Origin of the sequence: Exiguobacterium artemiae, assembly GCF_033342815.1 — a bacterium.
GTDB classification, from domain to species: Bacteria; Bacillota; Bacilli; order Exiguobacteriales; family Exiguobacteriaceae; genus Exiguobacterium_A; species Exiguobacterium_A artemiae_A.
Genome location: NZ_JAWPEN010000007.1, coordinates 68,566 through 89,319, shown reverse-complemented (window position 1 = coordinate 89,319; position 20,754 = coordinate 68,566). Strand labels below are relative to the sequence as shown.

Sequence of the window (20,754 nt, the reverse complement as noted above, 5' to 3'; positions counted from 1 at the left end):
AAAAAAGGACAACACACTTCACGTGAGGAGGCAGTTTCTTGCAACGATCCCCCTATTTCATAAAATGGTTTCCGCCGTTGCTGATCATTTCTACGCTACTCGTAGTGATTTCCTCTGCAAACGAATCGATTCCCAACCTTATCGTCGAACAAATCCTGCAGTATCTGTCGTTGATCTTGATTGCCTTTTTCATTTTGGTCGCCTATAAAAAAGAACAGTTTCTCATCGTTCCCAGACGGAATTTCTGGTTGCTTGCGCTCGGTTCTTTATGTCTATCCGTCATCGGATCCGTCTTAGAAACGATTCATTTGTTCAGTCCGCCCGAAAGTTTTTCCGGACTCTACAGCCTCGCTTTATTTTCCTTATCTCATTATTTATTTTTGTATGCTATTTTCTACCGGATTGCTTCTAAAAAGAGTTTCGGTCAACATCTTTTGGCTTTTATCGATGCCATCATTTTAGTCATCTTTCTTGCTTTAGTTGCGTTTCATATCCTGAATGAACTGGTTGACCCTGCTGTCAATCCGTTCCCTTATTCGCTTGTCGTCATCATTAATACATCACTCGGTCTATTCGTGTTCTTTTACTTTTTCTTTATCCAGGACACCCATTGGGTATCCCGGACGACATTATTTTTACTGTTCTTATCGATTTTCATTCGGGGTCTGTATGAAATATCGTCCGTCTATTTTCCGGCATTTACGATGCAGTATCTGGTTTTCTCGCCCATTCTTATCCGTTTGGCTCAGAGCGCAGCAATTCTTTGGCATATTGACCATATCGCTGAAGGGGCTAATAAGTCGCCGATCGTCAAACGCGCTTGGCTCCCGCTGTTATCTTTACCGTTATTCCTTCACTATTTTCTGGATGAGGACGGACAAAAACAGGATGTCTTTGTCATCTTATTTTTATTGATTGTTCGCCAGATTCTTATCACACGCCAACATACATCGATCGTCCGTCAACTCGATACCCGGAATGAACAATTAGCGATACGGGTGGATCGACGAACTGAACAAATCAAAGCCAGTGAACAACAAGTCATCCCGCTGTTCATGGGACATCCTGATCCAATCGTTCGCTTTAATCAGGACCAGGAACCGACTTATGCGAATCAGGCTGCTCAACGGATTTTCGGCCTTTCAGACATGACGATTGATTATGTGACTGACGAACTGCATCATGTTCAAACTGCCTTGAAAACAGGGACGAATCATTATCAAAATGAAGCGAATCAACAATTCGAATTAATTCCGATCCCGATTCAGATTGGCGATACTGCCGTTGGCCACTTCTTGATCCTGCATGACGTAACAGAGCGGATGGCACGTCAACAGCAAATCGAATACCATGCCTATCATGACGGTTTAACCCACATCGGCAATCGCCGATCGTTGGAAAAAGCATTTCATGAAAAAACAGTTGCCTTGAATTATCTCGCCCTGATTGATTTGGACGGCTTCAAACAAATTAATGACACATACGGTCATGAAGCCGGAGACTATATTCTGATGGAAGTCGCACGACGTCTTGCCGGCGCATTATCCGCTGACGAATCGGTTTACCGGCTCGGTGGAGACGAATTTGCTCTGCTGACCTCGGCGAAAGATGAAGTTTCATTAAGAAGACGCTGTAAGATTTTCTTGAATCAGTTGTCGAAACCATACCAGTATCACGGACAACGGTTACGTGTTTCTGCCAGCGTCGGCGTCGCACGCCACGATTTGGAATCCGATTTAGAACAATGGCTGAAACAGGCGGATTTAGCCATGTATCGTGTGAAGCATCAAGATAAAAACGGCATCGGTGTATACCGTTCCGAAATGGAATAATGATTGCCGCTCAAAAAAACCGGCCCTTCCGAATGATTACGGAAAGGCCGGTTTTTTGTTATTCCGGGCGTGGGGCGATGTTTCCTTCTTCAATATCGAGCAATAAATCAATTAACTCGGCACAAAATTCAGGATATTGGCGTAACAAGGCATCTTCTCCTACCTCATCCACGAAATCCGCCAAAAGAATCCGGACTTCCGGAACTAATGCTTTGGCGACTTTCATGTAAGCAATCGCAAAGCGCCACTTTCCCGAGATATAAAGAAGTTTACCGACCAGTAAATCCCCTGGTTCGACTTCAATTTCTCCTAAATCCGTCTGATAGGTCTGTTTTGACATAATGTCGACGACCCGGTCTTCCTCAACAAGAAACAGAGAAGGCACCGGATCCGCCAACCCTCTTAAAGCACGATACAAACTTGGTGACATGTCTTCCTTGACCTGTTCTAAAAAACGGCCGTGCGGTGTTTTGCCTTGTTCGTCCGTTTCATAAAAAATTGCCCAATCGACGAATAGATCACGGAACAGTTCCGCGTCCTTTAAATACCATCGTCCTTCCGTTGCAATTTCTTCAATGAACGCGACCCAATCAGTACTTCTGGCCGTTGCGGCTTCCTGGTACATCTTTTTTAATGCCGTATTCATCTCCGCTTCCGATACGGTCGTTGGAAAAGGAATGATCTTTCGCTCGCTTTTCATCGTGTCGGTCCTTTCCGGTGTGGGTTCGCCGGGCGTTTAATGGTTTTTGGTTCAGTTTCTTCCCGTTTCGGAATCACTTCCCCACGGTAAATCTCCATTTCTTCTAGTTCCACACCCATTTGTTTAGTCAATGTCTTCAGGTGTTTCAAATCGTGATCCGTCACAAGAGCAAGGACCATACCGGATGCATTCCCGCGTCCTGTCCGTCCTGAACGGTGAACGAAATCATCGAAGGATTCGGGTAAATCATAATGAACGACATGAGTGACCGCTTCGATGTCGAGTCCACGGGCTGCAAGCCCCGTCGTGACAAGTAAAGGGAACTCTCCGCGTTTATATGAACGAAGCGTCTCCATCCGTTCGCGTTTTCCTTTTTCGGCGTCAAGAATCCGGTACTTTAAGGAGAACTTACTCAATTCGCCGTTTAACGGTCCGAGGAATGAACGATTGTTGATGAACGTCAACACTTTTGCTCCCTGCATGTTGGCCAGGCGGCGCAAGTATTCCGGTTTGAGGCGGCGTGACATCTCGATATAACCGAACTTCACTTGCGTACTCATGACACGTTCTACTTTAATCCGTTCCGGCTCGTTCGCAAATAACGTTTTGCCCCATTCAGCCGTTCGTTCCGGCAACGTCGCCGAGATGAATGCCAGCTGACGATCACGCAATGCACTGTTGGCAATACGTGTTGCCGAAGCACTCATGCCGCTTTCATAAATCTGATCGGCTTCATCCAAAACAATCAGTTTCACTTTATGCATCTTCATTTTTTTAGAGTCAATCAGTTCAACGAGACGTCCAGGTGTCCCGACGATGATTTGCGGTTTTTTCTTCAATCGTTCGTGCTGGCGTTTAAGTTCGACACCGCCGATGAAGGCACCGGATTTAATGCCGCTTCCTTGCGAAAACAGTTGAATGACTTGATGAATCTGCATGACCAGTTCACGTGTCGGTGCGGTAATCACGACTTGGATATGCGGCTCATTTTCATCAATCAATTCCAGTGCCGGGATGACATAGGCTAATGTTTTCCCGGTTCCGGTCGGTGCTTCGACTAAAACATCTTTTCGTTCGCGTAATAATGGAATTGCCTGTTCTTGAACCGGCATCATTTTTTCGAAGCGGGCGCGTTCCCATGCTTCCGTAATAAAAGGTTTCATAAAGTCCATAACGTGTATTCTCCTACTCTCTTCTGCATCAGTCTGTGACATATTCAAATTGATCGTTCGTTTCGTCACGCATCCCGCGTAACGTTTGCGTATATTCGTTTCCGGCGTCGATCAGCCGGATATGATATACCACTTCCTGGTCACTTTTTATTTCTTCCGTCAAAATATCGAACCCTTGAATGACACGGTCTTGAAGTTCATCCGCCAGTTTCGGAAACTGACTGAGTACCGGATAATCAGACCGGACATCACTCGGACGACGGATCAGCTTCGCCAAGTATTTTTCGTTGTATCCGATGAAGTCTTCAAAATCAAAGTCATCTTCAAAACGAATCCAAAAGCCGTCTTCCTCAAACTCCGTAATCATACCCGTTCGCGGCGTTCCTTCAGTTGATACCTTTAACGTCACCCAATCACCTGCTCTATAATCGGCACGGTCTTCCAGCATTGAAAAATCCATTTTATGCACCTCCACGGTCTATATTCCCTTTTTCATTGTCAACGATACGTCATAAAAATACAAGATAACCCGGTGTGACTTTTATCACGATTCAAACTGTCTTGTTTAGAACAGAATAAAAATAGTGATACAGATTTGAAAAAACGGCTAGTTTTCGACCTTTCTCTGTTTTCCGGACATCTTTCGTCCACTGGTACACATTTGAAGAATCCCTTTTATACCAACGTTTTTCAAGTCTTCTACGCTTTCACCGGGATGTAAAACTCTTCCGGCTTTATGTTTGTTACACTATTCACATAAGGGATGTATCTTGTACTGTTCACCTTACAACCAAAGGAGTGTTCGTGATGTTACTTGAAAAAACACCAGCATGGCAACAATTCGAAACAGGCACGTGGAACAATCAGATTGACGTGGCTGATTTCATTCGCCGCAACCGGACAGAGTACCGGGGGGACGATCAGTTTCTCGCCGGCCCTACCGTTGCTACCGAAACACTGTGGCAACAAATCATGAATTTAACAAGTGAAGAACGTTTACGCGGCGGTGTCTATGCCGTCGATGCCTCGACACCTTCAACGATTCTGTCACATGGTCCGGGTTACCTCAACCGTGAGCTTGAACAAATCGTCGGCCTGCAAACCGATGAACCGTTCAAACGGTCGATTCATCCGAACGGCGGCATCCGGATGGTCAATGATGCCTTGGAAGCCTATGGCTTCCAATCGGACCCTATCGTGACAAAAACGTTCAGTGAATACCGGAAAACACATAACCAAGGCGTATTCGATGCGTATACTCCTGAAATGCGTGCCGCCCGTAAAGCCGGGATCATCACCGGTCTTCCCGATGCATACGGACGCGGCCGGATCATCGGTGACTACCGACGTGTTGCCCTGTACGGTACCTCCTTCCTGATCGCACAGCGGAAACAGGATTTACAGGACCGTGGCGGCTTCCTGTCCGAATCAATGATTCGCGACCGCGAAGAGATGAACGAACAAATCCGGGCCTTGCAGGAACTGACTGAACTCGGACAACGGTATGACTGTGATTTATCCCGTCCGGCGGAAACTGCTCAGGAAGCGTTCCAATGGGTATACCTGGCTTATCTCGCTGCCATTAAAGAGCAAAACGGAGCCGCGATGTCACTCGGCCGCGTCTCGACGTTCCTGGATATTTACATTGAACGGGATTTACAGAGCGGTCGTTTGACGGAACAAACAGCACAGGAACTTGTTGATCATTTTGTCATGAAACTGCGGATCGTCAAATTCCTCCGGACACCGGATTATAATGATCTATTCTCCGGCGACCCGACCTGGGTCACAGAATCAATCGGCGGAATGAGTGAGGACGGCCGCTCCAACGTAACTAAAAGTTCGTTCCGTTTCCTGCAGACACTCGTCAATCTCGGTCCGGCACCCGAACCGAATCTGACGGTGCTTTGGTCCATCAAACTGCCGCGCGGTTTCAAAGAATTCTGTGCCAAAATGTCGATTCTCTCCAGTTCGATTCAGTATGAGAACGATGATTTGATGCTGCCGATTTATGGCGATGACTACGGCATCGCGTGTTGTGTTTCCGCGATGAAAATCGGGAAACAGATGCAATTTTTCGGAGCACGGGCGAACCTGGCAAAAGCATTACTCTACACGTTAAACGGCGGTATGGATGAAAAACTCAAAATGCAGGTCGCTCCAAAAACCGACTTGATTCTCGATGACGTCCTGGATTATGAGACGGTCATGGCCGCTTACGACCGCCAGCTCGACTGGTTGGCGGAACTTTATGTCAATACATTGAATGTCATCCACTTCATGCATGATAAATACAGTTACGAACGTCTCGAAATGGCATTACACGATCCGGAAATCTTACGGACGATGGCTTGCGGTATTGCCGGTCTGTCCGTCGTCGCCGACAGCCTGTCTGCGATCCGTTACGCTACCGTCTCCCCGATCCGCGATGCTGACGGAATTGCGGTTGATTTTAAAATCGAAGGTGACTTCCCGAAATTCGGCAATAACGATGAACGTGTCGATCAGATGGCCGTTGATCTCGTCAAACTGTTCATGGAAAAAATCCGGAAACATCCGACGTACCGTGATGCTTTACCGACTCAATCCGTCCTGACGATCACTTCAAACGTCGTCTACGGCAAAAAAACCGGTAACACACCGGACGGACGCCGGGCCGGTGAACCGTTCGCACCGGGCGCCAATCCGATGCACGGACGCGATACGAAGGGGGCTGTCGCTGCGTTGACATCCGTCGGCAAATTACCGTACGAACACGCACTTGACGGCATCTCTTATACGTTCTCGATTGTCCCGAAAGCCCTAGGGAAAGATGAACCGACACGAATCCGCAATACGGTCGGACTGCTCGACGGCTATATGGGCGGAACTACTTCAAAAGGACATCACTTAAACGTCAACGTCTTTGACCGGGAAACGTTGCTTGACGCGATGGAACATCCGGAACTTTATCCCCAGTTGACAATCCGGGTTTCCGGTTACGCCGTCAACTTCATCAAATTGACCCGCGAACAACAAATCGACGTCATCAACCGGACATTCCACGGTGCACTTTAACGGAAGAGAAAGGATGGAATAACCATGACACACGGAACGATTCATTCTGTTGAATCCTGCGGTACGGTCGACGGACCCGGCATTCGCTTTATCGTCTTCACACAAGGCTGTCCTTTACGTTGCCAATACTGCCATAATGCGGATACGTGGGAATTCGGATGCGGTCGTTCCGTCTCGGCAACGGAAATCATTGAAGAAGCGGAAAGTTACCGCTCCTTCTTTGACGCAACAGGCGGCGGCATCACGTTTTCCGGCGGTGAACCCCTTGCCCAGCCGGAGTTCCTTGAAGCCGCACTTCGGGAAGCCAAGCAAAAAGGATTGCATACCGTCATCGATACGGCCGGTTCGGTCGTCCCAAAAAATATTGACCGGATTCTCGACTATACGGATCTTGTTTTACTTGATATTAAACATATCGATGATGCCACCTGCCGGATTCTGACCGGGCGGAGTAATGCCAATACCCTTGCCTTTGCCAAACGATTGGCGGAGCGGAACATCCCAGTCTGGATCCGTCACGTCCTCGTGCCCGGTTTGACGATGACGGAGACGTTCCTTCGACAGACCGGCGAATTCATCCGGACACTCGGGAATGTCGAACGGGTCGAAGTCCTGCCTTATCATCAGCTTGGCGTCTACAAATGGGAAGCACTCGGCCTTGACTATCCATTGGCGGATGTTCTGCCGCCGAGTCCGGAAGAAGCTGCGGCTGCACAAACTCTGCTTGATTCTTACTTGTTTTGCTGACGACAAATTGCTACACTGAGCACATAGTCTATGAACAGGAGGTACAATACCGAAATGAAGCATTTACTCGCTACTGTCTAATGATGAAAGAATTCATCACTTTCGCAATGAGTTGCGGATGACTGACGCTACGAGTCTGCTCATTTTCGGTATTTCCGCCATGCGGGATATACCTTCTTTGATTTGCACTCCTGCACACCATCCGCTCGCTTTCGGATGGTGTGTTTTCATTTCATCACAATTTGAAATGAACCCCAAAGGAGCTGAACCTATGCCTGCTGAAATCTTATCCATTCATGATGTCTGCTTTGATCTTCCAGAGCAGACGCTGTTTCAACACATTTCATTTTCGATCCGTCCCGGTGAACATGTTGCTTTAGTCGGTGCCAATGGTGTCGGTAAAACGACACTCTTCCAGCTGATTTTAAAACAGCTTCAACCGACGGAGGGAAACATCTTCCGCGGCTATACGACGATCGGTCACGTCGCCCAGCATCTCACCTCAAGTGCACCTGCCATCCGGCTCGTCGAACAAGCCGACCGACTCCGGTATCAGGCGCGGGAAGCGGCGCTACATGCCTCTTCACTTGAAATCTACCAAACGGCACTCGATCTCGATGCGTTTTCTCTTGAGGCGGATGCGGCACGGGCTTTAAAAGAAGTCCAGTTACCTGAACATGTCTGGCTTCATTCGTTTGATACACTCAGCGGCGGTGAACAGACCCGGATTCAGTTGGCCTGTCTGTTGGTCAAACAGCCTGATTTCATCCTGCTCGATGAACCGACCAATCATTTGGATTCGGAAACGCTTGATTGGTTGATCAACTGGATCAATCAGACAGCGATCACTATTTTTTATGTCTCGCATGAGCGGGCTTTCATCGATGCGACAGCCGATGCTATCATCGAACTGACACCGCATCAAGCGACACGCTACAAAGGTAATTATCAAGCATATCGTCAGCAAAAAGAACAGGAACGCCTGACGCAGGAACGCGAGTATGAAAAGCAGGAAAAAACACGGAAGGAACTCAAGCGGATGATCACCAAGTATCAAAACTGGCATCAACAGGCTGTTGCTCACGCCAGCGAACGGGATCCTTACGCCAAGAAAAAAGCGGCGAAACAAGCCAAGAAATTTAAGGCAAAAGAAAAACAACTCGAACAGACACTCGATCACCGGGTCGCCAAACCGGAAAACCCTTCTTCCGTCCATGTAGCCTTCGAAGCAGCATCCTTTGCCGCCAAACAACTGTTTACGCTAGACGATGTCGCTTTTTCGTATGATGGTCGGACGTTATTTAAAAAACTGACCTTTTCCATGCACCAAGGTGACCGGATTGCCGTCATCGGTCGGAACGGCTCCGGCAAGACGACCCTGCTACGGCTGATTCAAGGAGAGCTCGCTCCGACGGAAGGAACAATCACGCGCCATCCTGCCCTGACAATCGGCTACTTTTCACAGTCTCTTTCCGATTTACCGACTGACGGTTCCCTGCTCGATGCGTTACTGCAGGAGACGACGATTTCCGAAACCGATGCCCGGACGCTACTTGCGTGTTTTCTGTTTCGCCGGGATCAGGTGTATAAACCGATTGCTGAAGCCAGCATGGGAGAGCGATGCCGGGTTGCTTTCTTACGACTTTACTTTTCCGGTGCCCGTTTGTTGATTTTGGATGAACCGACCAACTATCTGGATTTGACGACCCGTGAACAAATTGAAGCCGCCCTTGATGTCTTTCCGGGTGAACTGTTATTTGTTTCGCATGATCGTTATTTTAATGATCGTCTCTCGAACCGGACCATCACTTTAGATGGGGATGCGACCGTTCATCCAGTCGATACAAAACGATTGCGGGAACAGCAGCCCAGTGACATTCAAGCCATTCAATACGATTTAAAGCGTCTTGATGATTTGACGGGAACGATTGATTTTGATTAACTGCTTTCAACGAAACGAACGACGCCTCTCTGATTCATCAGAAAGGCGTCGTTCGTTTCGTTCTATTACTACATTCCATCATCGCTTTTGATATTTTAATTTCGTCCGTGCCTGTGCCTGTTTGTGAATTTTCTTCCACTTTTCTTTTTCCGCCGCCTGAAGAGCCGCGTTTTGCTTCCGTTCTGCATAGGCAACTTCGCGCTTCAGTTTCAGGAAACTGTCCCACCGTTCATGTGACAGCATGCCTTCCGTCAGCGCCGCTTGGACGGCACAGCCCGGTTCTTCGCCGTGCTGACAATCCCGGAAACGGCAGGATTCCGCCAGCTTCTCGATATCCGAGAAGGTGGACGTCAATCCGTCCGTTCCGTCCCATAGTCCAAGCTCCCGCATCCCCGGTGTATCAACGAGTAACAATCCGCTCGACAACCGTTTCAGCTCCCGGTGTGTCGTCGTATGCCGGCCCCGTTCATCATCTTCGCGGACGCCGCCCGTTTCCATCAACTGTTCTTCCGCCAACGCATTGACGAGCGTTGACTTCCCGACACCGGATGATCCGACGAGAACGATCGTCTCGTTTGGTCGCAATGCTTCACGTAAATCATCCAAACCTTCTCCGGTCAGCGAGTCGACAGCAAAATACGGTGTACCAAAGGCAACTGCCTCCACTTCTGACAGGAATTCGTCAGCGGACGTCGTCAGACTCTTTTTCGTTAAGACGATCACGGGTGTGGCGCCTGCTTCCCATGCGACCGTCAAATAGCGTTCCAGGCGACGAACGTTAAAATCGTGCCCAAATGCCATGACGAGTAATGCAATATCGACATTCGCACAAATCACCTGTTCCTCGGTTTCCGTTCCGGCTGCTTTTCTGGAAAATTGCGTACTCCGCGGCAAAACACGTTCGATCCGTCCCTTACCGGCTTCTCGTCCGCTCTGAATCACCCAGTCCCCGACGGCCGGCAGTTCAGCTTTCGTTAACGCTTCAAACCGCAGCTTTCCGGATAATTCACTTAGCGTTTCCCCGTCAGTCGTCATCACACGGTACTGTTTTTGAAAGACTGCTGTTACACGGCCTAACTGTTCATTTGTTCCGGCTTCATGCGCCGGTACTTTACCCCATTCGTTCAAATGGTTTCCTCCTCTGATTTAAGGGAGGGAAACCCCTCCCTGTGTTCCGATACGGTTTTCTTTCACGTGGCTGATTGCATACATAAAAACACCACTCCTCTCGTTTCTTATAGCCGTATTTTACCATATCTCATTTTGCCGACCTAGCAGAATCGTTAAAGTCAGACTTCCCTACTCCGCCTCAAGTCGGAGACGATTCCGGTCCGAAGGGCGTCGTGTCTCTTCTCTTCTTCCCTTAAGATAAGAGTATCAAGAAAAAGGAGGCTTCATCATGAAGCAATCAAAAGGAAAACAGGTCTTGATGGCACTTGCCGGTCTTGCCCTTCTCGCTGTCGTCATCGGTACATTACCGCATATGATCGGACTCGGGCTCGGTGCACTGCTCGCTTTTTATGCCATCAGTAAGTTTATCCAAACGTCAAATGTTTTTGCGAAAATCGGATTTGGACTGCTCGCAGCAATCGGCATCGGTTTTGCCTTATCGAACATTTGGGCCGTTTTAGGAATCGCCGCCGCACTGGCACTTTACATCGGATACATGCGTATGAAAATGCAACGGGTCGATTTAAACCAACTGTTCGCCCGTCGTCGCAAGGCCTCATCGGCACACTTTGAAGCTGACTGGAAAGATCTCGACAAAAACCGTTACTGAGTCATTCCGTGTTATTTAAACATATTACGTAGATTTAACATCCAAGGAGGAATTTTTAATGAAAAATGTATTTGATCAATTAAACGAATTTGCGAATCAGATGATGACAGAAGTCAAGAAAGCAGCGGATCAAGGGGAAGCACCCGCTAAAAAGCTGGTCCGTCACATCCGGACAACCGAATCGGACTTAAAAGAAATCGATCGTTTACTCGAACGTCAACGGACATTACTCGTCGAATTGACACAAAAGCAAAATGAAGCAAAGGAACTGGCGGACAAACGTTTTGCACAGGTCGAAATCGCCAAAGAAGCAGGCGAACAGGAACTGGCGGAACGGGCTGCCATCGAGTCGAAGCATTACGGGGAACAATTCCGTTTCTTTGAAGAACTGATCGTCGAAACGAAACGTGAATTGAATCAGCTCGAACGGGAAGCACTGGAATTGAAACTGAAGCTTGAAGACTTACAAAACAAACGGTATGAATGGATGATGCGGGAAAACGTATCAAATTTAAAATCAAAGATGAACCAGGTGCTAGAACGCGAACCAAATGCTACTATTAAACAAGAACAACATCCATTCACAACAGAAGAACCTGAATCGAAGGAAGAGGAAGCTCCGATCGCAGAAGATGATATCGATGCGCGGATCGCCGATCTCGAACGTCGATTCCAAAAATAAGTATTTGGACGAAGGAGGCATTCTTGCCTCCCTTTGTCATGTCAGGAAGGAGATTGCCCGTGCGACGATTAAGTACAAAACAACTAGTCGGCTACGTGTCGATCCTGTTTGCTCTCGGACTATTTTATGATTTGATGACAGGCGCGGGGAACGTGTTATTCGGAGTTCTCTTCCCTTTCCTCCTGTACTATGTCGGGATTCATTTCCGAAAAAGAAATCATGAAAAACTGGCTATTCTGTTTTATATCGTTGGTACAATCATCTTAGCCGGTGTCGTTCTCAGTTCAGCAGCGATCGGATTCGTCATCGCCGGCATTCTGCTGTATCTCGGAATCATTCTCGTCACCCGTCACTCTGTCCGGGAATTTTTCTTCTCAAAAATTTCACCGAGCCTCTATGAAGAGGAAGGGATTAAAATTCAACCGGCCTATTCGTTTGCGACACAACAGGAACTTCCCTATGTCCTAAAAGATTTGAGCGAACAATTCATCGTTCGTGATCTCGAAATCGATTTGACGCATGCTTATGTTCCGGAAGGCGAGACACTGATTGTTGTCAGTGGTGTCGTCGGTGATGTCCGAATCTTATTACCGTCCGGTTATGATTACACGCTCGACACATCAATCGGTTTCGGGAGTGTCAAAACCGATGTCCGTCGTATTCCGACTTTCTTCAACCGCCGGATCCAATACCGGGCCCCCGAATATGACGAGGCTGTCCGGAAAGTCCGGATTCATGTCATGCTTGGCATCGGGAATGTGGAGGTGACCTCGATATGAAACGCGATCAATTTCCGCTTGGTGTCATCGCACTTCAGGTGATGACCGGTTTTTTGACGGCCGTGATGACGACGTTATTATTTTTAAGTACACGCCAAGTCAATTGGCATGTACTTTTCGTCCGTCAACAGGACTTTCCTGTTTTCCTGCTGGTCATCGGCTTATCGCTTCTGTTGCCCCTGGCAGTTGGCAGTATCCATTATTTCTTTTTACGGCGTGATTTCAAGAGAGTCACTACGGCCATTATTGAACTGGAGCAGGGAAAAGAAGTGACGATTGTCAACGGTCCCTATTTCCATACGCTGACACGTCTGTCACGCATCGGGAAACGAATTGATGAACAGGTTGAAACCGTTCAAAAAATCAGTACCCGTCCGCAACATATCGAACAAGTCCGAATTCAGGCGATTACAGAAGAACGCAAGCGCCTTGCCCGTGATTTACACGATTCCGTCTCCCAGCAACTGTATGCCATCTCGATGATGACGACAGCCGCCAAACAGACGATCCTGACGCAACCGGAAACAGCAGCCAAACAAATCGATTTGGTCGAAACGATGGCCCAGACGGCACAGTCGGAAATGCGTTCTTTATTGTTGCAGCTGCGCCCGGTCGAACTGGAAGGGATGACCCTTCAGCAAGGTCTGACTCAATTGTTGGAAGAATTATCGAGAAAGCAGTCAACCGAACTCAGTTGGAAGCTTGAACCCATTGAACTGCCCCGCCCGATTGAAAACGAATTGTTCCGGATCGTTCAAGAAGGGTTGACCAACGCATTACGCCATGCAAAAGCGTCACATATGGACATCGAGTTGCGTCAATTTAATGATACGGTCATTTTAAGCATGAATGATGACGGTGTCGGCTTCGTCGTCGATGAGAAAAAACTCGCTTCTTACGGCATCAACTCGATGCGGGAACGAACGGCTGAGATGGGTGGAACAATCCGCCTTGTCAGTGTTCCGGGACAAGGAACACAAATTGAAGTAAAATTAAGAAAAGATCGGATGGTGCAAGTATGATACGAGTGTTATTAGTCGATGATCACGAAATGGTCCGTGCGGGTGTTTCTGCCTTTTTGTCCACTCAACCGGATATCGAGGTCGTCGCAGAAGCATCGGATGGCCAAGCAGGTGCCGAGCTTGCGCTGAAACATCGTCCTGATGTCGTTTTAATGGATTTAGTCATGGAACCGGTGGACGGGGTCGAAGGAACACGTTTGATTCGAAAAGAATGGCCAGAAGCAAAGATTTTAGTCGTCACAAGCTTTTTGGATGATGAAAAAGTCTATCCGGTCATCGAAGCCGGTGCAATGAGTTACGTCTTAAAAACAGCAAGTGCCTTTGAAATTGCGGAAGCAATCCGTAAAACAGCAGATGGTCAATCCGTCATGGCGGCTCAGGTCACTGGCAAGATGATGGAACGGTTACGGAAACCGACCAGTCACCTGCACGATGATTTAACAGAACGTGAACAGGAAGTTTTACAGTTGATGGCACGCGGAATGGCAAACCAAGAAATTGCCGATGAACTGTTCATTTCGCTGAAGACCGTCAAAACACACGTGTCGAACATCTTGTCGAAGCTCGACGTCGTCGACCGGACGCAAGCTGTCGTTTATGCCTTTAAACACAATATCGTCAAGTGATCTTTAATATTTTTTATACTTAACAGTGCTCTTATACTCGATAAAAATGACCGGGTTCCTCTTGTGATACAGGAGGAACCCGGTCATTTGTTGTTTTTAGTTGGGTCACCAGAGTTTCCAGCCCGGCGCACCCGGTGGCGCATTTTCAATCATATGCCAAATCGGAACCGTATAGGCAAACGCAATCAAGGCAAACGTCACGAAAATCCAAAGTTTCCAATTCTCGAAGAACAGCGGCGTCTGCATTGCCGCTTCTTCTGTTTCAGCGACAGGAAATTCTTCCGTTCCTTTCGGTGCCCGGAAAGCGAGCTGGAACATCGCAAATAAGAACAGCAGAATCGATAGGAATAAAATCGTTCCGCCGATCGCCATCGCTACATGGTACGGAATCCAGTCTGCGACAAGAGAATCCTTGAAGTAAGCCGCAGGGCCGGTCCGTCTCGGATTACCGAGCAGTCCTGAGATGTGCATCGCTGTCGACATAAACAGCATACCAATCGTCCATAACATCGTTTGAACCAGTCCGATCCGATTGATTTGTTTCGTCAACGTCCGCCCTCTGAGCAACGGAACTAGCCAGTAGGCCGTTCCAAAAAACGTCAGTGCAACGGCCGCTCCGACTGTGATATGAAAATGTCCTGTCACCCACAGTGTGTTATGGACGACGATGTTTAATTGATGGGACGCATTGATGACCCCGCCGGCTCCGGCCGGAATGAAAAATAACATCCCAATGAACGGTGCTAAAAAGCGAACGTCCCGATACGGCATTTTCTTGATCCACCCGAATAATCCGCTTGCACCTTGTCGGCGTCCTGCCAGTTCAAAGGTTGCAAACATCGAGAAGGCTGTCATGAGTGACGGAATGATGACGAGAAACGTAAGAACGACCTGAATGTATTTCCAAAAGGCGGAGATACCCGGCTCCAGCAATTGATGATGAAATCCTACCGGGAAAGAAAACAGTAAGAATAGTAAAAAGGACATCCGGGCCAAGGCATCAGAAAAAATCTTTCCACCGACGATTTTTGGAATGACGGTATACCAGACGATATACGCCGGTAACAGCCAAAAATACACCAGCGGATGCCCGAAGTACCAAAAGAGTGTCCGGGACAACTCAATCCCGACTTTGTCCGTCCAACCGAGTGATAACGGTAACAGTTGAAACAGAATCGTTGCAGCGACACCAAGCGTCGCAACCACCCACAATAACACTGTCATGATACTCATATAGGCCTGCAGCGGCGGATGGACGCCCTGATGCTCCCGTTTATAATCCGCGTACATCCGGAACATCGCACCTGAAGAGATCCAGGTCCCGACAACGAAGATGACGAGTCCGATATAGAACACCGGGTGCGCTTTTAACGGTGCATAAAAGGTATATAAAACCGAAGCTTCTCCTGCAAGGACCATCCAAGTGACAAGGACGACACCAAGCATCATGAACCAAAAGCCGACCCAACCGAGACGTCTTGGTAATTCCTCAAAACGACCAAATGATTGTCCTAAAAAGGCAAATAATAATCCGAAAATAAATAAGGTCGTAAACACAATCGCCAGCATCAGTCCGTGGGCAGTCAACAATTCGTAATAACCAACGCCTGCAATTTCCGGAATGACACCTGTCCGGACGAGGGTTTGCAACAGCCCGCATAATCCACCAATCAGCAACGCCACCAGCGAAAAGCTGACATGGGCAAAGGCCAGTTTGGCTTCCTTCAATCCAATGGCTGTCGCAGGAAGACCACGCTCCATCTCAAACTCCTTTAACTTCTTGGAAATGGCATTCATTTACTCCACCACCTTAATTTTTGTTGACATCATATGATGACCGCTTCCGCAATATTCATTACAGACAATCAAATAGTCTCCGGCTTTTTTAAAGGTGTATTCAATCGAATTGATATGACCGGGTACGACCATCATATTGACGTTCGTCTTAACGATTTCAAAACCGTGAACGACATCTTTTGACGTCACGAGAAAATCCACCGTCGCTCCTTTTTTGATGACCATGTCCTGCGGAGTAAATTGAAATGCTTGTGATACCATGACCGCTTCATAGCGGTTGTCGTCAATTTTTTTTAAGCCCGGTTTATCAAATGGTTTGGTCTGATCCACTTGTGTCGGATCAATCAACGTAGCATCGGACGGTGGTTGATTGCCTGAGGCGAAAGCAGAAATACCGATGATGACTAAAAAAACGGTTAACATCACACAGCCAAACACCAACCAAATTTTCTCCAAACGATGAATGTGCATTGTCTTTCCTCCTTATCTCGAACTAAATAATAGAAAAATCGATCCCCACATCCCGATGATGACTGAAGCAACAATAAAGACGGCGACGATCGTGCCTGATAAATTCGACTCTGGTTTACTGCTCATAATGCCCGGCTCCCTTCTCATTTCAACTTGACGTCTTGTCTTTATTCTAGAAAAGACAGATCCATCGAGAACGTGATAAATGTCACACCATTTGTGACGATTTCGCGCTTTCTCTTCTAAAAACACACATAAAGTTCACATATTACTAAAGAACCAAAAAAGGAACCGACTCCAACAGGAATCACCCGTTCTTTTACGCTCTATCCTGTAAGAGTCGCGTCAAAAGAGTGATTCCTGTTTAAACGAAAAAAAGGCGGCAGAATTGTCATCTGCCACCCTTTTCGTCGGAGAGACTGACTCAGTCCCTCGGTTCATTTATTAAATCCGGCACACCCCTACCGGGCATCCTTCACAATGACACAAATCTCTTAAATAGTTCGCATCATGGACGATGATTTTGGTTGTCGTCGATGAAATGACCTTGTCTTTTTTCCACTGGGAAAACATACGATTGACCGTTTCACGTGGTGCCCCGATCAACTGACCGAGTTCGCTGTCGGACGGTCGTTTGGATATGACGTAATCGTTCGCGACTTGTTTCCCATGCATGGCAATCAAACGAAGTAAGGTTGAAGCCAGTGCCCCTTGTTTCCCGAACAATAACAAGTCACGCAATTTCGTTTCGGACTGCTTCCGCATCAAGGCTTGCCAGCGCATGATTTCCAAGGCAAACACACCATCCTGCTTCATCAATTCCTCAAGCTTACTTTTCGAAATGACACCCAATATACTGTCTTCCATCGTTTCAATGCTATAAGAACTGGGAAATGCTTCACCGACATCAAACTCACCGAACAAATCTCCTTTAAAGTATAAAAACATCATTAAAGGACTGCCTTTTTTCGTCAGTTTCGATAGTTTGACACCACCCTGCTTCACGTAAAACAACTTATCGTTTAACTCACCTTCCCAACAAACGATGGAATCCTTTTTAAACGTCACCTCTGTCATGAAGTCTTCCAGTATCATTCGTGTTTCTGCCGATAAGACAAACGTATTGGCTTCAGTCGTTCCGCAAGCAAGCATTTCGCATTCTCCTTTCCTGATTCCTTCTGTCCCTAGTATAAAACATCACAGTTCAAAAAAACGTTTTTTCAAAAGATTGTCAAACATTGTTCACCTTTTCACAAAAAAAGATAGATAAAAAAATGACTTCTGTTCGTTTAAAAACAGAGGTCATTTTTAGCTTCAGCGTCCTTTTCGATAATAATGATCGACAATCCGGCGCGTTGCTTGCCCAGGTTGTTCCGTATACCAGATCGTTTTGAATTGTTCCATCGCTATTCGACTTTCCTGCAATGATACATCCGAATTAATCCAGTTCAACATGATCTCAAACTGATCGGTCCAAGTGACCGGTAACGGATCCGGATAGGAATCGATGATACCGGGAATTTGCCGATACGTGTCGATGTCCGGTGTATACAGAACGGTCGGAACACCGAGTAGACAACTTTCAAAAGGAATCGAGGAATAATCGGTTACCAATACGTCGGTAATTAGTAAGTAATCATTGATTGAATATTCATCTGTCACGAAATGGACATGCGTTTTTTGATGCGTGAACATGGAACGGACCGTCGGATGTAATTTGACGAGAATCGTCCATCCTTGATCAGTCAATTGTTCGAGTTGACGAACCGTCTGTCCTTCCATCCCATTATATTCCCGGTAAGTCGGTGCATATAATAGAATACGCCGCTTCGGTTTAGCATAAATGTCGGAAAGTTGTTTTTTTACGGTCTGATGTTGCTCGTTAAACCAATAATCCGTCCGGGGAACACCCAATGTTTTGAAAACTGTCCGGGGAAGATCGTGCGGTGCCATGAGTTGTCTCGCACACGCTTCTCCAGGTACGATGAAATCCCCATAACGTTGATACACCCGTTTGAAACGACGCAGAACATGTTTCGGCACCATCAAACTCCTCGATGACGTCAATCCGAATTTTTTTAACGTTCCTGCAGCATGCCATAACTGAATCCGTTTTGTCCCCTGACGGATCGGAGCGACACTGTATTCACCGATATAGTTATCGATGAATAGGTGTTTCGATGTCGCGAGAAGATAAGCCAGTCGAATAAAACGCAGTCTGCGGTAAGGCAAAGCATATTCTGCCAACCAGGCTTCCGGGTTTTTCACAAATTTTTTATCATACACCAGATACCGTTTCTCTTTCGGGAATTCCGTGAGGAGCGCATCATTAATCGGTTTCACGTTATCACCGTAAGTGACCCAAAAGAGCGTTACCGGTCTCAGAGGTAACAAGCAGAAGGTTCGATAGAAAATCCGAAAAAGCAGCAAATAGATTTGCACGATACTCTCTCTCACGTTACTCCCTCCTTTCCATGAAGAAAGACCGCACGCGAGGTGTGGTCTTTTTTCATCAACCTTTTCCTAACTCCGTTTTAATCTGGCTTGTCGAAATGCCTTCCGTCCGGCTAAGGTAAACGACTTCACAATATTCTTTCAAGAAATCGAATTCGCCGGCCCAGTCGTCACCCATGACGAATGTATCGATTTGATGTTCTTGTACATCCGTAATTTTCTGGTTCCAATCGTTTTCCGCAATGACTTCGTCAACGTAACGAATCGCTTCCAAAATCAATTTACGGTTTTCGAAGCTGTGATAGGATTCTTTGTGTTTCAAACGATTGAACTCGTCTGTTGAAATTGCAACGACTAAATAATCGCCCATTTCCTTTGCGCGTTTGAGGATGTTGATGTGCCCCCAATGTAGTAAATCAAATGTGCCGTACGTGATGATTTTTTTCATGATAATTCTCCTTTATGCTGATTGCTGACAGGTTGCAACAGACGTTGATAGGCTTGTACAGACGCGGTTCCGTCATCCCACTGGCAAAATTTCTTTTCAAATGCAGAGAATTTTGCGCCGTATCGATTACTCCATTCGTGCAACCGGTCAATCTCTTCAAATAGCCGTGATTGCTGTAAAACGAGCGGACCCGGGGCTTCCTGCTCAAAATCAAAATAGAATCCGCGCAGTTGATCCCGATAATGTTCTAAATCATACGTGTAAAAAATCATCGGTCGTTTCAGATGGGCATAATCAAACATGACGGATGAGTAATCCGTAATCATGGCATCCGCTGCGATATATAAATCTGAAATGTCCGGATAATCCGATGCATTCCGGACAGACGGATAAGCTGACGTATCCACTTGATCCGCCACTAAATAATGCATCCGAATCAAGAGCGTATACTCCGTCCCAAACCGTTTTTCAAACTGGTCCAACGAAAACGGGAGCGTAAAGGAATAGGAGCCTTGCGCCGCGTACTCATTATCCCGCCAAGTCGGCGCGTACAGAATGATTTTTTTACCCCGATCCATTTGGTAATGGGAATAGACACGTTCAAGGATTTCCGGATGCCGGTCCTTCTGGTAAAACAGGTCATTCCGCGGATAACCGATTTCAAGTAACTCTCCTGTAAAATCAAATGCTTGCCTGAAGATTTTACTTGAATAGGCATTCGGTGAAATCAACAGGTCCCACTTCGCTGCCTCGCGCGCAAAATCACGTTTATAGCGTTCTGTCGTCGTATCGGCCATCTGCACATCATCCATGTCGAGCGCCAGTTTTTTGAGCGGCGTTCCATGCCACGTCTGTAAATAGAGCGTCCCTTTTCGTTTGAACAACCAGGAAGGAAGCCTGCTGTTAGAAATCCAGACGCGCGATGTAGCAAGCAGATAAATCCAGCGAATCGTCATTCGATTGACTGTCTGCACCGTCGGATCCGTTAATACACTCTGTCGATCTTTACTGAAAATCAACTCAAGTTCCGGATGTTCTTGTTTTAATGCTTCATAAATGGCACGTGGATTGTCGCTGTATTGTTTCCCCAAAAAGCTTTCGAACAGGAAACGATTTTGATGAACCGGCAAACAAACAAACAACCGCATCACAAGGTGCAATCCCGTTTCGACCAGTTTCGTTTTCTTAATCCACTGACGTAGTTGACGTTTCAAAACTTGTACTCCTTAATTTAACAAAAAATTT

At 47.0% G+C, this 20,754-nt stretch carries 20 protein-coding genes; 9 read left to right on the top strand and 11 right to left on the bottom strand.

Going from position 1 to position 20,754, the window contains the following annotated elements; genetic code table 11:
• The first annotated feature begins 38 nt into the window (after positions 1 to 38).
• The gene (locus R7V76_RS08770) at positions 39 to 1,832 is read left to right on the top strand and encodes a diguanylate cyclase domain-containing protein (protein WP_318092099.1); all 1,794 of its coding nucleotides are present in this window, start codon (positions 39 to 41) and stop codon (positions 1,830 to 1,832) included.
• Between the two features lie 58 nt (positions 1,833 to 1,890).
• On the opposite strand, the gene R7V76_RS08765 is transcribed toward R7V76_RS08770, so the two are convergent.
• Genes R7V76_RS08765 through R7V76_RS08755 form a run of 3 tightly spaced genes read right to left on the bottom strand, consistent with a single transcriptional unit; the run spans position 1,891 to position 4,164 of the window.
• Positions 1,891 to 2,478, bottom strand: a complete 588-nt coding sequence (locus R7V76_RS08765) for a hypothetical protein (RefSeq protein WP_318092098.1) — start codon at positions 2,476 to 2,478, stop codon at positions 1,891 to 1,893.
• 50 nt (positions 2,479 to 2,528) lie between these two features.
• On the bottom strand, positions 2,529 to 3,695 hold the full coding sequence (locus R7V76_RS08760; protein ID WP_318092097.1) for a DEAD/DEAH box helicase: 1,167 nt from the start codon (positions 3,693 to 3,695) through the stop codon (positions 2,529 to 2,531).
• 37 nt (positions 3,696 to 3,732) lie between these two features.
• Positions 3,733 to 4,164: a hypothetical protein gene (locus tag R7V76_RS08755; RefSeq protein ID WP_318092096.1), complete on the bottom strand. Its 432-nt coding sequence runs from the start codon at positions 4,162 to 4,164 to the stop codon at positions 3,733 to 3,735.
• 347 nt (positions 4,165 to 4,511) lie between these two features.
• Here R7V76_RS08755 and pflB point away from each other — a divergent pair, with 347 nt between their 5' ends.
• From pflB to abc-f, 3 genes are all read left to right on the top strand, one after another.
• Positions 4,512 to 6,761 (top strand): formate C-acetyltransferase, encoded by a 2,250-nt coding sequence (pflB, locus tag R7V76_RS08750; protein WP_318092095.1) that lies wholly within the window; start codon positions 4,512 to 4,514, stop codon positions 6,759 to 6,761.
• Positions 6,762 to 6,785: 24 nt separating this feature from the next.
• A complete protein-coding gene (gene pflA, locus R7V76_RS08745) occupies positions 6,786 to 7,508 on the top strand; it encodes a pyruvate formate-lyase-activating protein (protein WP_318092094.1) in 723 nt (240 codons plus the stop codon).
• Positions 7,509 to 7,779: 271 nt separating this feature from the next.
• Positions 7,780 to 9,450 (top strand): ribosomal protection-like ABC-F family protein, encoded by a 1,671-nt coding sequence (gene abc-f, locus R7V76_RS08740; RefSeq protein WP_318092093.1) that lies wholly within the window; start codon positions 7,780 to 7,782, stop codon positions 9,448 to 9,450.
• A gap of 78 nt (positions 9,451 to 9,528) precedes the next feature.
• Here the strand turns inward: abc-f and rsgA are convergent, their stop codons facing one another.
• Positions 9,529 to 10,578, bottom strand: a complete 1,050-nt coding sequence (rsgA, locus tag R7V76_RS08735; RefSeq protein ID WP_318092092.1) for a ribosome small subunit-dependent GTPase A — start codon at positions 10,576 to 10,578, stop codon at positions 9,529 to 9,531.
• 271 nt (positions 10,579 to 10,849) lie between these two features.
• Between rsgA and R7V76_RS08730 the strand changes: the two genes are divergently transcribed.
• From R7V76_RS08730 to R7V76_RS08710, 5 genes are read left to right on the top strand one after another with little or no spacing between them, the layout of a single operon-like run.
• The gene (locus tag R7V76_RS08730; RefSeq protein WP_318092091.1) at positions 10,850 to 11,230 is read left to right on the top strand and encodes a lmo0954 family membrane protein; all 381 of its coding nucleotides are present in this window, start codon (positions 10,850 to 10,852) and stop codon (positions 11,228 to 11,230) included.
• A 58-nt stretch (positions 11,231 to 11,288) separates the two neighbouring features.
• The gene (locus R7V76_RS08725; RefSeq protein WP_318092090.1) at positions 11,289 to 11,912 is read left to right on the top strand and encodes a PspA/IM30 family protein; all 624 of its coding nucleotides are present in this window, start codon (positions 11,289 to 11,291) and stop codon (positions 11,910 to 11,912) included.
• Positions 11,913 to 11,971: 59 nt separating this feature from the next.
• Positions 11,972 to 12,691 (top strand): cell wall-active antibiotics response protein LiaF, encoded by a 720-nt coding sequence (gene liaF / locus R7V76_RS08720; RefSeq protein ID WP_012369506.1) that lies wholly within the window; start codon positions 11,972 to 11,974, stop codon positions 12,689 to 12,691.
• On the top strand, positions 12,688 to 13,713 hold the full coding sequence (locus R7V76_RS08715) for a sensor histidine kinase (protein WP_318092089.1): 1,026 nt from the start codon (positions 12,688 to 12,690) through the stop codon (positions 13,711 to 13,713). The genes liaF and R7V76_RS08715 overlap by 4 nt, the downstream gene beginning before the upstream one ends.
• Positions 13,710 to 14,339 (top strand): response regulator transcription factor, encoded by a 630-nt coding sequence (locus R7V76_RS08710; RefSeq protein WP_012369504.1) that lies wholly within the window; start codon positions 13,710 to 13,712, stop codon positions 14,337 to 14,339. Before R7V76_RS08715 ends, R7V76_RS08710 begins: the two co-directional genes overlap by 4 nt.
• A 105-nt stretch (positions 14,340 to 14,444) precedes the next feature.
• Here the strand turns inward: R7V76_RS08710 and R7V76_RS08705 are convergent, their stop codons facing one another.
• The 7 genes from R7V76_RS08705 to R7V76_RS08675 all read right to left on the bottom strand — a co-directional run bounded on the left by R7V76_RS08705 (position 14,445) and on the right by R7V76_RS08675 (position 20,723).
• A complete protein-coding gene (locus R7V76_RS08705; RefSeq protein WP_318092088.1) occupies positions 14,445 to 16,136 on the bottom strand; it encodes a b(o/a)3-type cytochrome-c oxidase subunit 1 in 1,692 nt (563 codons plus the stop codon).
• On the bottom strand, positions 16,137 to 16,607 hold the full coding sequence (locus R7V76_RS08700) for a cytochrome c oxidase subunit II (RefSeq protein ID WP_318092087.1): 471 nt from the start codon (positions 16,605 to 16,607) through the stop codon (positions 16,137 to 16,139).
• Positions 16,608 to 16,619: 12 nt separating this feature from the next.
• On the bottom strand, positions 16,620 to 16,733 hold the full coding sequence (locus tag R7V76_RS08695; protein ID WP_318092086.1) for a cytochrome C oxidase subunit II: 114 nt from the start codon (positions 16,731 to 16,733) through the stop codon (positions 16,620 to 16,622).
• A 318-nt stretch (positions 16,734 to 17,051) separates the two neighbouring features.
• Positions 17,052 to 17,759 (bottom strand): Crp/Fnr family transcriptional regulator, encoded by a 708-nt coding sequence (locus R7V76_RS08690; RefSeq protein WP_318092085.1) that lies wholly within the window; start codon positions 17,757 to 17,759, stop codon positions 17,052 to 17,054.
• Between the two features lie 162 nt (positions 17,760 to 17,921).
• A complete protein-coding gene (locus tag R7V76_RS08685) occupies positions 17,922 to 19,049 on the bottom strand; it encodes a CDP-glycerol glycerophosphotransferase family protein (protein ID WP_318092165.1) in 1,128 nt (375 codons plus the stop codon).
• Positions 19,050 to 19,119: 70 nt separating this feature from the next.
• Positions 19,120 to 19,509 (bottom strand): glycerol-3-phosphate cytidylyltransferase, encoded by a 390-nt coding sequence (gene tagD / locus R7V76_RS08680; RefSeq protein ID WP_318092084.1) that lies wholly within the window; start codon positions 19,507 to 19,509, stop codon positions 19,120 to 19,122.
• Entirely contained in the window at positions 19,506 to 20,723 is a 1,218-nt protein-coding gene (locus R7V76_RS08675; RefSeq protein ID WP_318092082.1) for a CDP-glycerol glycerophosphotransferase family protein, read from the bottom strand. Before R7V76_RS08675 ends, tagD begins: the two co-directional genes overlap by 4 nt.
• Positions 20,724 to 20,754 lie beyond the last annotated feature (31 nt).